Origin of the sequence: Vibrio sp. Scap24 (assembly GCF_013394185.1) — a bacterium.
GTDB classification, from domain to species: Bacteria; Pseudomonadota; Gammaproteobacteria; order Enterobacterales; family Vibrionaceae; genus Vibrio; species Vibrio pomeroyi.
In genome coordinates, this window is the sequence record NZ_CP041333.1 from 1900845 (window position 1) to 1912607 (window position 11763).

Annotated in this window: 14 protein-coding genes; 4 read left to right on the top strand and 10 right to left on the bottom strand. The window is 44.4% G+C overall.

Features of this window, described 5'->3' with window-relative positions; translation table 11 throughout:
* Window positions 1–97 precede the first annotated feature (97 nt).
* Entirely contained in the window at window positions 98–1060 is a 963-nt protein-coding gene (locus tag FLM53_RS23750; RefSeq protein WP_176679131.1) for a sugar kinase, read from the top strand.
* 10 nt (window positions 1061–1070) lie between these two features.
* The gene (locus FLM53_RS23755; protein ID WP_176679130.1) at window positions 1071–1700 is read left to right on the top strand and encodes a bifunctional 4-hydroxy-2-oxoglutarate aldolase/2-dehydro-3-deoxy-phosphogluconate aldolase; all 630 of its coding nucleotides are present in this window, start codon (window positions 1071–1073) and stop codon (window positions 1698–1700) included.
* Between the two features lie 99 nt (window positions 1701–1799).
* Here FLM53_RS23755 and FLM53_RS23760 read toward each other — a convergent pair whose 3' ends face one another.
* The 3 genes from FLM53_RS23760 to FLM53_RS23765 all read right to left on the bottom strand — a co-directional run bounded on the left by FLM53_RS23760 (window position 1800) and on the right by FLM53_RS23765 (window position 3152).
* Window positions 1800–2339 carry a disulfide bond formation protein B gene (locus FLM53_RS23760; protein WP_176679129.1) on the bottom strand — a complete coding sequence of 180 codons (540 nt, stop codon included), beginning with the start codon at window positions 2337–2339 and terminating at the stop codon, window positions 1800–1802.
* A 9-nt stretch (window positions 2340–2348) separates the two neighbouring features.
* Window positions 2349–2504: a DUF5993 family protein gene (locus FLM53_RS24115; protein ID WP_162884309.1), complete on the bottom strand. Its 156-nt coding sequence runs from the start codon at window positions 2502–2504 to the stop codon at window positions 2349–2351.
* A gap of 387 nt (window positions 2505–2891) precedes the next feature.
* The gene (locus FLM53_RS23765; protein WP_176679128.1) at window positions 2892–3152 is read right to left on the bottom strand and encodes a DUF5062 family protein; all 261 of its coding nucleotides are present in this window, start codon (window positions 3150–3152) and stop codon (window positions 2892–2894) included.
* Between the two features lie 450 nt (window positions 3153–3602).
* On the opposite strand from FLM53_RS23765, the gene FLM53_RS23770 reads away from it, so the two are divergent.
* A complete protein-coding gene (locus FLM53_RS23770; protein WP_176679127.1) occupies window positions 3603–3818 on the top strand; it encodes a hypothetical protein in 216 nt (71 codons plus the stop codon).
* A gap of 147 nt (window positions 3819–3965) precedes the next feature.
* On the opposite strand, the gene FLM53_RS23775 is transcribed toward FLM53_RS23770, so the two are convergent.
* Together FLM53_RS23775 and FLM53_RS23780 are read right to left on the bottom strand one after the other, a co-directional pair.
* Window positions 3966–4397, bottom strand: coding sequence for a GNAT family N-acetyltransferase (locus FLM53_RS23775; RefSeq protein WP_176679126.1), 432 nt, complete (start codon window positions 4395–4397; stop codon window positions 3966–3968).
* Between the two features lie 119 nt (window positions 4398–4516).
* Window positions 4517–5173, bottom strand: a complete 657-nt coding sequence (locus tag FLM53_RS23780) for a QnrS family quinolone resistance pentapeptide repeat protein (RefSeq protein ID WP_176679125.1) — start codon at window positions 5171–5173, stop codon at window positions 4517–4519.
* A 319-nt stretch (window positions 5174–5492) separates the two neighbouring features.
* Between FLM53_RS23780 and FLM53_RS23785 the strand changes: the two genes are divergently transcribed.
* Window positions 5493–6071 carry a TetR/AcrR family transcriptional regulator gene (locus FLM53_RS23785; RefSeq protein ID WP_176679124.1) on the top strand — a complete coding sequence of 193 codons (579 nt, stop codon included), beginning with the start codon at window positions 5493–5495 and terminating at the stop codon, window positions 6069–6071.
* A 104-nt stretch (window positions 6072–6175) separates the two neighbouring features.
* Here FLM53_RS23785 and FLM53_RS23790 read toward each other — a convergent pair whose 3' ends face one another.
* The 5 genes from FLM53_RS23790 to FLM53_RS23810 form a co-directional block, all read right to left on the bottom strand.
* Complete coding sequence (locus FLM53_RS23790; RefSeq protein ID WP_176679123.1) at window positions 6176–7423, bottom strand: anaerobic sulfatase maturase; 1248 nt, start codon at window positions 7421–7423, stop codon at window positions 6176–6178.
* A gap of 119 nt (window positions 7424–7542) precedes the next feature.
* Complete coding sequence (locus FLM53_RS23795) at window positions 7543–9288, bottom strand: arylsulfatase (RefSeq protein WP_176679122.1); 1746 nt, start codon at window positions 9286–9288, stop codon at window positions 7543–7545.
* Between the two features lie 63 nt (window positions 9289–9351).
* Window positions 9352–9768, bottom strand: coding sequence for a tetratricopeptide repeat protein (locus FLM53_RS23800; protein WP_176679121.1), 417 nt, complete (start codon window positions 9766–9768; stop codon window positions 9352–9354).
* A 160-nt stretch (window positions 9769–9928) separates the two neighbouring features.
* Window positions 9929–11134: an iron-containing alcohol dehydrogenase gene (locus FLM53_RS23805; protein WP_176679120.1), complete on the bottom strand. Its 1206-nt coding sequence runs from the start codon at window positions 11132–11134 to the stop codon at window positions 9929–9931.
* 176 nt (window positions 11135–11310) lie between these two features.
* On the bottom strand, window positions 11311–11754 hold the full coding sequence (locus FLM53_RS23810) for a hypothetical protein (protein ID WP_048664473.1): 444 nt from the start codon (window positions 11752–11754) through the stop codon (window positions 11311–11313).
* Window positions 11755–11763: the final 9 nt, after the last annotated feature.

Here is an 11763-nt window from a genome sequence, read left to right on the forward strand (position 1 = left end):
CCCTATTCATTGGTTAAAAGATTCACGTGGTTACCTCTTGTGTAGCCACGTTTCATTATTTGATACCGAGCAAACTCACTTTTTTTAAGGCCACACTATGAGCCATATTGCGATTATCGGCGAATGCATGATTGAACTGAATGGAGCGCCATTTGGCACCATGCAACAAAGCTATGGCGGAGACACGCTCAACGCAGCGGTTTACTTGAACCGAAGTGCCACTAGCTATGCTAACCAGACAGGCAACCCTGTAGTACGTACAAGTTATGTGACTGCGCTTGGTGCTGACGCCATTAGCCAACAAATGCGAGAACGCTGGCAAGATGAAGGCATATCGACAGAACTTATACTTATCGACGAGAAACGCTCTCCGGGCCTGTATTTGATTCAGCTAGATGACGAAGGCGAGAGAACCTTCTTATATTGGCGCAACAACTCTGCTGCACGCTATCTAGTCCAACACCCTAGTTTCGATGATATCTGCCAAGCATTGAACGATGTGAATATGATCTTTTTCAGCGGGATTTCACTCGCGATATTGCCACATGCCGATCAACTCAAATTATTAGAGGTTATCCAAAACCTAAGAGCGCGTGGCGTCACTATCGCTTTTGATAGCAATTACCGACCAAAGTTATGGGATTCAGAAAGCGCGACCAAAGAGTGTTATCGATTAGGTTATCAAACCACTGATATCGCCTTGGTTACCTTTGATGATGAACAGGAATTATGGGACGACCAAACACCTCAAGATGCCATTGACCGACTGCATAAACTGGGCGTAAAAACCATCATTGTTAAACTCGGTGCTGAAGGTTGTCTGGTGAGTGAATCTCCGGCCCATACACCAAGCCTAATTGAAACCACACCAGTAGAAACCGTGGTTGATAGCACCTCAGCAGGGGATTCATTCAATGGCGGATTCTTGTCTTGCTATCTATCTGGCGGCTCTGTTGAGCAAGCCTGTCGTCAAGGTAATGCACTGGCGAGATTGGTCATCCAACATCATGGAGCCATCATCCCTAAAAGCATCACAGATACACTTTTCACAACGAATTAAGAAGTACACTATGTCTACAATTAACGACCAACTGCAAGCCCTCAAAGTTATTCCTGTTATTGCCATCGATAACGCAGAAGACATCATTCCACTAGGTAAAGTGTTAGCAGAAAATGGACTGCCCGCAGCGGAGATTACGTTCCGTTCAGATGCTGCTGTTGAAGCGATTCGATTACTTCGCCAAGCACAGCCAGACATGCTTATTGGTGCAGGAACCATCTTAAATGGCGAGCAAGCACTCGCCGCTAAAGAAGCGGGCGCGACATTCGTGGTTTCTCCAGGTTTCAATCCAAATACAGTCAAAGCGTGCCAAGAGATCGGCATCGATATTGTTCCTGGCGTAAACAACCCAAGCACAGTTGAAGCAGCATTAGAGATGGGACTGACAACGCTCAAATTCTTCCCGGCTGAAGCATCGGGTGGCATCAGCATGGTGAAATCTTTAGTTGGGCCATACGGCGATATTCGACTCATGCCTACCGGTGGTATCACGCCATCTAACATCGATAGCTACTTAGCGGTGCCTCAAGTTTTAGCTTGTGGTGGCACTTGGATGGTCGACAAAAAGCTCGTTACCAATGGCGAGTGGGACGAAATTGCCCGACTAACACGAGAGATTGTTGAGCAGGTGAATCGTTAGTCGATAACGTTCGAGAAAGAACAAACTTCCTTGCCTCCAAAACAACAAATCCACAGCAATTGCTGTGGCTTTTCTTTTTGCTATAAACTGACGAGTCAATTAGTTGAGCAACCAATAACTGACAGGGTTATCAGGGCACTGATAAGGCCCACACTCAACAAAGGTAGCGATAGCATTGAGTGCAACTACGACGATGGCTAACAAGCACGCCACACGCCCCAAGTTACTCATCTTATAAACTTCTTGAGACTGCTCTTTGTTAGTCAATATTAGGATGACGGCAACCGCCAATATGGTCGCAGCAAATAATACGAAAGCCCATGTGTAGTAGTGCATCCCAAAGATAGGACTACCATAGCCGGGCGTACCTGGAATCACATGTAATGAGACCTGTCTTAGCGAAGTGGCAACACCGTATAAAGCGCCAATCAAAACAATGCCATAGCGCCGAGATTGAGGTCCGTAAACCACATTCAACATAAAACCAAACGCAACCATCACAAAGCCGATACGTTGCAATAAACACAGCGGACAAGGAAGCTCATTAAGCACAAACTGAAGGATAAAACCTATCAGCAGCACAGCTGTCATGCCGAGTAGACCAAGCGTATTTAGGAGCGTTAACTGATTTCGATTCATGTTAGCTCCTTACAATAAGATGGGTAATGAATCAGTCGCATGGTGATTAAACCAATACAACCCTAGGATCACGGAGCCCGCAAAAAAACCATAAGCTGCGGTCTTCTTTTCGAAAAAAGCGCATAACATCGCCACCAGTAATAATAGAAACAGTAAAGACATCATAAGAGGTATTCCCTCGCTATTTATCAAGTCCAGTCATATTGAACGTCAGAATGAATATCCACACCTACGCCCTAAAGCATTCAACATCGGCAAACCTATGGATTACGAGTTTAAAATCATCAACTTAATACTTGTTGGTAAGCTCTAAGCTGTCAAGTTACCGTAACTAACAGATCGCTACCCCTATTCAACGGAGCAAGTAACACGCCGTTTTACGTAGAATGAACACCGCTCGCATCTGGCATAACAGCAAGCAGAACATAGAGAATACGATTGACCACACTTAGAACGTTAGCTGACGCTCAAATAATAAATGACCACTCCATAAAACAAAAAACCTAGCGAATAGTCACTAGGTTTCAATAATAAAAACGAGATATTGTCGGCTTACTTTAGAGGGTCGTTATCGGGTAATGCATTGTGTATCCATAACGCTAGTCGCTTCTTGATATTGGCCCCATCAAGCTTACTCTCCGGGAGAGGGGTGATCTGATTGACTTCAACAAGGAACAAGTACACCGCTTTAACCTTTATCGGTTGAGATGAATTCGGCAAATCAAAACCTTGTAGTTTTGCCATCTTAAAACCGACTTCAACTGCTTTTTTTACCAGCTTATCTTCATTAATGATCTTCGCGGTTTTCGACATGTCATCTCCATCATCTTTATCGAGTGAATATTGAGTATATCAAACAGAATCTTAGACAAGATTACAGTGATCCCAATTCAGAAAAATCGCTCCGATAAATAAAGTAAACCGAATTACGATTCAAATCAAATACCAACCTAACTGACATTGAAAGCATGAATGGTAATACGCAAAAAGTCTCTTAATAGAAGACTCAATAAATGAGATCCTCAGTCAAGAAACCAAAAATCGAACAATTTTTGACTTATCATTTTCAAAGATACGGAATAGTATGAATAATCATATAGATAATACCAACTCTATCAACGAGCGATAACTTCATGTTATTTAATCAGTTTTATAACATGGGGACTTAGATCATGTTTACAGTCACCTGTAGCGAAAAAGTTATTTACAAAACACTCACTAGAGAAATAGAATAAACCCACTAATTTTATACTGGTGTTAAAAATGCGTTACCTATGGGCTTCATTCTGTCATAAAAACCCAATTCCCGGACGAATCGTTCATATCCTTGTTATGTTGATAGCGTTAGCTTCTATCGTCGTGCCACTGATTTCCAAAGATGCCACAACCATCATCGCCTCACTGTGTGTCGCGCTTGTATGCTTTGTATTATTTATGTTTTTTGCAATGGCCGATAAGATGCGTTCAGGTATGCATTAATCATCCAGATATTCGCCGAGCATTCTCTTTTTTAATTTCATTATAAAATGCTGGCTACCAGATACGGAAAAGCCCAAAGTTATTAGCTTTGGGCTTTTCTTCTAGCGACTGTGGTTGATTACAACCGGGTGATACGACAACCGAGTCTTACAGCGTCATATGCAGAATTGGAAATGGTTTTCCCATGTCATCAAGTGGAGAGCGTGATTCAATTTTGAACCCCATGTGCAGATAGAAACCTACCGCTTGTGGGTTTTGCTCATTTACGTCAACTTTGGTGGCTGCTAGCTGCTCAATCGCATGCTGCAACAACACCGTACCTACTCCTTGCCCTCGAACTTCATTCAAAACGAAAAGCATCTCGACTTTTGCATCATGGACACCCACAAAGCCAACAATCGAACCACTTTCATTTTTAACGCATTTCAGAGAAACCGCAGGGAACGCATGTTCCATGATGATAGGTTTAAAAAACTCAATATCTTCTTCTGTAATAAAGTCATGAGTTGCTCGGACTGAATTTTCCCAAACCTTAAGCATTTCTGCGTAATCTTCAGGAAGCACATTTTCTATAGTCATAATTTTCTCTGGATTGAACTGAATATAAACATGTGCAGCCGCGAGGCTATAGTGTAACAAGCGTTAGTCATACAAAACAACACTCTTCACTATTCGCTTTCCTAGCTCCACCCACTCTATTAATCGGGCATAACAACAATGCCCATAGTTTCAAGCAGTTGCTCTTGCTGCCAAGCCACAATTTTAATGCCAGATGTATCGACCTTACGAGGGTCTAAACCGTCTAATTCAGCATGGCACAAGTTTGCGCCTTGCATGCTGAACTGCCCCCACACATCTTCCGAGAATACACCGCGGCTGAGATCCGACTCTTTCAGTGATGCACCGACAAGATAGGTGCCTATCCAGCGATTTTCAAACAACTCACACTTTTCTAAGCAGGCCTGTTCAAAGTTGGCGTAAGACAGGTTACAACCCGTAATATACGCTGAGCAAAAATACATGCGATTGCTCACCTGATTAGCAAAGTTTGTTCGCGTAAAGTTGGCGCCTTTCAAATCACATTCGCGTAACTCAATACCGTAGCAATTGGCGTTACTGAAATTGGCCATGGCGAGCTGACAATTCTGAAAACTTGCATCACGCAAATCTGCAACATCGAAGTGACAGCCCTCGATATCACCTTGCTCGATGAACTTACAATTGATAAACGTTGCATCGCGTAAGTTTGAGCGCCTAAAGTCGCATCGAATAAAAGTGCATGCGGTAAATGTCATTTCAGACAGATCTTGATGAGCAAAACTGTGTTGATGATAAGTGCTGTTATTGGTGTCCATTTAGCCCCCTAAAGAAATTAAGCTAAGACTACCATTGTGATCTTCAGAAAACATCAAATTAAAAACCAATAAAAACAGCAAGTTAAAGCACCCCAATTTAGCCATTTTAAGACCCCAAACTGGCAGTTTAAGCAGGGTATTTCCTGTTATTAGAACGCGCCTGTTTTGAAAAAAGTTTTGTTGCTTAGAGGGCTAAATAGAAGATAAAGCCATTTTGACGAAACGGGCAATTATAGGCTAAACCCTAACGCTCTAGACTGGACGGTTGGTATGCATCTCGCTACACTAATCATCATTCTCGGCATAAAGAGTAAGACCAATGAAAGACATGCGACAAGCTATGCTCGATGCAGGGTTTAGCCTTATTAATGAACACGGATTTGCTGGCGTTGGTCTGATGAAAATCATCAACCAAGCCGAAGGGACCAAAGGTTCTTTTTACCACTACTTCAAATCCAAAGAGCACTTTGGCGAGATCCTTCTAGCCAACTACTTTGATGATCACCTAATTAAGCTTGATGACTTTTTGAGTGATGAGACTCTATCTCGTCGGGACCGCGTTAAAACGTACTTCGAATTCTGGTGTGCATCGAAATTAACTCAAGACTTCAATATCCAATGTCTTGTGGTCAAGCTAGCTGGTGAAGTGTCTGGGTCTGCTAATCCGTTACAATCGACCATGGCTGAGGGTGCAGAGAAGATCATTCTACGTATGGCTCAGCTATTCGAAGAAGGCAATGAAGCGGGTGATTTCAATATCGCAGAACCTGAAACACTATCTCGCACGCTTTATGGCTTATGGCTAGGCTCTACGCTAATGGCAGCGATGCAGCGCAACCGTTCGATTCTGAACAATGCCATGGAAGAGACATTGCTTGCGATGAGTTCAAAAGATTAACCAGTTCTTACAAACTAAGAGGCTCGCTTTATATGGCGAGCCTTTTGCTTTTCAGGCTCATTCGTTTTCTACCTAGGCTTTTACTTATCACGTGATCGATTCGCTTATCCCATCCGTGGCGCGATGTTATTGGCTTTTAGCAAAGCATTGAGCACAGGATCGATATGTTGAAAGAATTTGAGCCACCCTCCACATAGGTAATTTAGTCCGGCTTCGCCATCACGACTGTTGATAATTCGATTCTTGGGGCACTCACCATGACAAGCAAATTTAAACTCACAAGTTTGGCACTGTTTAGGTAGTGACTTTTGCTTCGCGAATCCAAAGGTTTGCTGAGCGGGTGAAAACGCCAGCATCGATAGCGGCTTCTCATGAATATTGCCCAACTGAAACTCAGGAAAGACGTAGTGATCGCATGAATACACATCACCATTAGGTTCAACCGCTAACCCCTTTCCGCAGATCTCACTCAAGGTGCACATGGTACTGTCTCTTCCCATCCAAACACCAACGAAGTTTTCAAAGTAAGGCACAAGTACTCGGCCAAAATCGTGTTCGAACCACTCGTCAAAAACCGTCGTAAGAAACTCTCCCCATTGCGTAGAACCCACGCTCCAAGGCTCAACTTCACCAGAAACAGGAATTATCGCTTGTTGGTTGCTCAACCATTGATTATTGGTATGAGCCTCGCGCTTATCCACCACAGGAATAAACTGCAACTGCTTTGAACCCACTTCGTCACGCAGAAAACGATAAACCTCTAACGGGTATTTTCCTGTCACATCATTCACACAGGTTAAGGTCGCAAACTCAACGTTATGTTTTTTTAAATAACCGATTCCGCGAATGGTTTGAGAAAAAGTGCCCTTGCCTGCGCGGTTGGTTCGATAATGATTGTGTAAGTATTCTGGGCCATCAATGCTCACACCGATGATAAAATCATTCTTCTTGAAGAACTCACACCAATCATCATTCAACAAGGTGCCATTGGTTTGAAGGTCATTGCTGATCTTGCTGTGGCTTGGGCAATATTTTTTCTGTAACGCCACGACCCTTTCAAAATACTCAATGCCGAGCAGAGTTGGCTCTCCACCATGCCAAGAAAAGATAATCTCTGGCGTATTCTGCCCCTCAATATACTGCTTGATATACAGCTCTAACAGCGCTTCATCCATCACGTACTGAGATCCTTTTGGGTATTCAAGCAACTGCTGTTTCTCTAAGTAATAACAGTAAGTACAACTGATATTGCACACGGCACCAATGGGTTTTGCCAACGCTTGAAGCTTGCTGTGCGCCTTGCCGTTAAATTGCGGAACCGAACTCAGGTTTGATAGTGATAAGGTCGTCATGAAGAATTCCTCGATGTAAAAGTTATTGTATTCGCCAAAACAATTCGTAATTCCTTTACACGGTGTTCATCGGCCAACTAAGCTTGATAGCACTAGGTTGGCCGAGTGGTTTGTTTCCTCTATTTCACGTTCTCAAACGGGTTCCACGCTTCATCAACTGGCACAATGTTTTGCGCTTTTTCGTACTCTTGATACTCAGCAACCATCTCTAGGAACAAGTCTGGCATTTGGTTTCTTAAGTCATGCTGCTCAGCCGGATCCTGTTTAGTGTTGTAAAGATGCCATTCACTGTCACCGCCCATGCCTGTAGAGATTCGGATGATCTTGTAATCCCCTTTGAGCAAAATGCCGCTACCAAACAACTCAAATGGAATCGTATTATCGGCATTGTGAACCTCTGTAGTTTCGCCCTTAAAGTAAGGCAGCAAGCTCACACCACTCATCGGTGCTACTTCTCGGCCTTGGTATTCCGTTCCTGGATGTTCTACATCGGCGATTTCAAGAATGGTGGCTGCGATGTCTTTTACTTGTGACAAGTCATCGGTTTGGGTTCCAGGTTGCAGTGCTTGATCGCCCTCTAAGAGCGCTTTCGCAGGCTTAACGATAAACGGCACTCGAATACCGCCTTCAGCCGTGTACGCTTTATACCAAGACAAACCGCCAGTTGATGCACTTGCCCACTCAGGGCCCAATGAAACGCTGGAGTTAGCTTTCCCTAAGTTTTCCGTCGAGTTGTCGAAATGATGCGCTGTCCACGTTCGGATCAAATCACTGATATTTTCACCGGTAATGTCCGCGGCTTCAGGGCCGTTGTCTGCCAGATACATGATGTAGGTATTGTCGTATTCCCCAATCTCTTTTAGGTAATCGACAACCTGACCGACTTGTTGGTCTTGCATCTCCATCATGCCCATCGCGACTGCCATCTTCTTGCCATACCACTCTTGTTCTTTATCAGACAAAGAGTCCCAAGGGCGACTTAGTGCATTACGACTTGAGATATCGGCGTCTTTAGGAATGACGCCCATCTCCTTCATGCGTTCAAAGCGGTCTTCGCGAATCGAATCCCAACCATGCTCGACGTAGTAGTCGACCTTATCTTGATACGCCGACTCTGGCGCTTGCAACGGAAGGTGTATGGCAGTGAAAGGAAGATAAGCGAAGAAAGGCTTACCGTCGTCTTTCTTACCATCGATCATCTTGATGAGTTCGTTGGTGTAAGCTTGGTCGGAGTACTCGCCTTTGTATTTGTCCTCAACCACTTCACCGTTTCTGTAGGTCGGCTCAACTTCAACGCCGGGAATGTCGCCTTTTTGAAGCGCTTCAGCGGTAGCCGCGTTTTTGGCTGGGAACATCATGTCGCGGTTAAAGTGATTTGAACCGCCCGCTAAAATACCGTAACTCTCCGAAAAACCTCGGTCATCAGGCAGGAACCCATCATCATGACCTAAATGCCATTTACCCGATAAATACGTGTTGTAGCCATTTTCTTTGAGCAATGTAGCCACGGTTACGCCCTTCTTGGTCAGGTAACCTTCATAACCCGGCTTACCAATCGCACCCGGATAGACAGCATAATCAAAGGTACCTAGCCCAACCTCGTGGCTGTTCGCTCCAGTTAACATCATTGACCGAGTGACTGATGAGGTCGGTGATGCATGAAAGTTGGTGAATTTCACCCCCTCTTCAGCCAACGCCATCAAGTTCGGTGTTTCGACTTCTGAACCATAAGGCTGGGTATCAGCAAAGCCAACATCATCACCGACAATAACAACGATGTTCGGCTTGTCTGATTCGGCGGCGAAGGCGGCGCTACTTGCGGCTGCCATCGCGGTGAATACTAGGGATTTCTTGAATGTCTGCATAAGACGTCTCCAATAGCTGTGAATAATTTTTCTATGATTAACTTTTTCTGTGACTAATCTGAGTTAGTGCGCGGCTTGGGACATCCAATGTAATAAGTCGAGCGCAGGGTCATAATCTTGAGCGGCTGCCAAACCGATCCAGGTGACAGCTTCCGCTTGGCTAACCTGGACGCCACTTCCAGAGAAGTACATTAGGCCAAGTTGTGTTTGAGCTTCAGGGCTACCGGCACTGGCTGCGGTTTCAAACCACTCCGCCGCTTTCTGGTCATTCTGCTCAACACCATCACCGCTCAAATACCGATAAGCGAGAGCAAGTTGTGCTTCAGAGTGTCCTTCATAGGCTTCATCCAACACCTGAACGACATCTCGGTGCTGTTCAGACAAAGCCGTGGAGCTTTCGCTTCCAACACTTGTCTTGGCAAAAAACACAGCAGCCAAAACACCAGTCAGAATCGCGGTAGTTAAACGTTTATTGAACATTTATTTCCTCCTCAGGAATAAAGGTCACAACGTCCCTGTCGCTTGAATTAGGTGAAAAGTAGGAATGGCGCGATGATGCACAAGCTCGATAGCAATACGTTTTCAATCTTCATAATTAGTCCTCGATTTACAGTGAGTTTTTGGATGCTTAATCAGACGACTAAATTGATTTTTCTATAATCTGTTCAATCGTTTGTTTTGAGATTGGGTAGAACTGGAAGCAGATATCTTTCTCAATCGCTTGAGCAATATTGCGCTTCTCCTGGTCATCAAATTCCCAGCTACTGAAACGCTTCATCGCACCAACTTGGGTTTGGAAGTTGTGTAAGAAATCCAACACTCGTTGGTAAATCATCTCGTCCGTTCCAGTGCTCTCTAGCGAGAATGCTTGAGCCAATTTAATTGCGTTCGGCATATAGAATTCCGGCAGGGCTTCAATCACAACCGGCATCAGTACCGTGTTGGCATCGCCATGCGGGATATGGCTAATCGCACCAAAGGCATGGGCGCAGTTATGGATAGGGATGCCACCTAGCGATGAATAAAATGCAGAAATCGCCATGGTGCTCGCCTGAAGAAGATTGCCACGTGCCGTTAGGTTTTCTGGTTCTCTAAGTGCCACGGGTAAGTTTTCAACAATCAGTTTTGCAGCCTGAATGCCATAAGCATCGGTAAAGGCATTGCTCATTGGAGAAACAATGGCCTCAACAGCGTGCGTTAATGCATCCATTGCGGTTGAGCGAGTAAGGTGAGCAGGCAGCTTGGTGGTGACAGTCGGATCAAGAATCGCAATGTCAGCCTCTAAACCAGACGCCACTAAGCTTGCCTTGATGTTTTCATGCTCGTTGTAAAAAACGGCAATCGGAGAAGCTTCAGCGCCCGTACCCGCTGTTGTTGGTACGGCAATATGAGGCACTCGAATGTCTTCATTGTTTGGCCACACTTCCATAAAGCCACCACCAGCAATCACAGTACGGATATCATCAATCTGCTTATGGAGTGCGTATTTCACGCCCTTAGAAGCATCAATCACACTGCCTCCACCGACAGACAAAATAGCGTCTGCATTCAAATTGTTAGCAAACTCAATCGCAGCGTTGATGTTGTCGCAAGTCGCGTCTGGCGCAATATCTGTGTACACACCAACGAGCTGAGTCGTTTGTTGATTTGCTTCTGGATTCACCGTCTGGTTTGCAAACAACGCTGAGAATTGCTCAACAAAGCCTAAAGACTCCAAACCTTTGTCAGAAAAAAGCACGACTCTTTTTGCACCTAAGCGAGCAAACAGAGAAGGGATATTTTCGATGCCGTTCTCTTGAGCGTGAACAATGGTTTTCAGTTGAAAGTTAAAGTTATTGGTAGTCATGGTGTTTACCTCGTTTATGTTTGATGACTAAACAATAACCAATACAAACCGGTCGGTCTAGACTGTAAATGTCAAAGATATGTCAATTAAGATCGTTGAGGATCATTTGTCGAAAACGAAAAAGCCCGCAAATGCGGGCTTAGGAATATTAGATTCAGCGAGCTGAACGACAGAGGTTAACGCAAGTGAGCGGGTACCTTTGTTTTGTCTCGGTTGAGATAGTAGTAGAGATAAACCAAAGAGTAGACGGTCACAAACGCATCGAGCGCAAACACACCACTCCAACCATAGAACCACTCATAGTCATTAATGCAAACGTTGTATAAGAAGATGCCAACAAACATCGACTTCTCAAATGCGCTGTAAATCATGGTCGAAGTGCGCAGCGATTTGTACTTGGCCGAAAACATCAGCAACACACCAATACAGCCAACCATCACACCCCAGTGCTGGTAAGTACCCAACAGATACTCTTTATTTTCCATCATCGTATCGTTGTAAGAAAACAGAGTCTGCATACTCCAATCCGGTGCCAAGAAGGTGGAAAAAGCAGTGGCGGTTAAGAATCCAGTAATCATCAAATACGATTTCATGGTTCGTTCAAAAAAGCGTTCCAACATAAAATAACC

Bases quoted from the DNA above. Each gene is read 5' to 3' on its own strand.
- FLM53_RS23790 (WP_176679123.1), bottom strand. From the start codon at position 7,423: ATGACGACCTTATCACTATCAAACCTGAGTTCGGTTCCGCAATTTAAC.
- FLM53_RS23800 (WP_176679121.1), bottom strand. From the start codon at position 9,768: ATGTTCAATAAACGTTTAACTACCGCGATTCTGACTGGTGTTTTGGCT.
- FLM53_RS23770 (WP_176679127.1), top strand. From the start codon at position 3,603: ATGCGTTACCTATGGGCTTCATTCTGTCATAAAAACCCAATTCCCGGA.
- FLM53_RS23755 (WP_176679130.1), top strand. From the start codon at position 1,071: ATGTCTACAATTAACGACCAACTGCAAGCCCTCAAAGTTATTCCTGTT.
- FLM53_RS23795 (WP_176679122.1), bottom strand. From the start codon at position 9,288: ATGCAGACATTCAAGAAATCCCTAGTATTCACCGCGATGGCAGCCGCA.
- FLM53_RS23805 (WP_176679120.1), bottom strand. From the start codon at position 11,134: ATGACTACCAATAACTTTAACTTTCAACTGAAAACCATTGTTCACGCT.
- FLM53_RS23785 (WP_176679124.1), top strand. From the start codon at position 5,493: ATGAAAGACATGCGACAAGCTATGCTCGATGCAGGGTTTAGCCTTATT.
- FLM53_RS23780 (WP_176679125.1), bottom strand. From the start codon at position 5,173: ATGGACACCAATAACAGCACTTATCATCAACACAGTTTTGCTCATCAA.
- FLM53_RS23765 (WP_176679128.1), bottom strand. From the start codon at position 3,152: ATGTCGAAAACCGCGAAGATCATTAATGAAGATAAGCTGGTAAAAAAA.
- FLM53_RS23775 (WP_176679126.1), bottom strand. From the start codon at position 4,397: ATGACTATAGAAAATGTGCTTCCTGAAGATTACGCAGAAATGCTTAAG.
- FLM53_RS23810 (WP_048664473.1), bottom strand. From the start codon at position 11,754: ATGTTGGAACGCTTTTTTGAACGAACCATGAAATCGTATTTGATGATT.
- FLM53_RS23750 (WP_176679131.1), top strand. From the start codon at position 98: ATGAGCCATATTGCGATTATCGGCGAATGCATGATTGAACTGAATGGA.
- FLM53_RS23760 (WP_176679129.1), bottom strand. From the start codon at position 2,339: ATGAATCGAAATCAGTTAACGCTCCTAAATACGCTTGGTCTACTCGGC.
- FLM53_RS24115 (WP_162884309.1), bottom strand. From the start codon at position 2,504: ATGATGTCTTTACTGTTTCTATTATTACTGGTGGCGATGTTATGCGCT.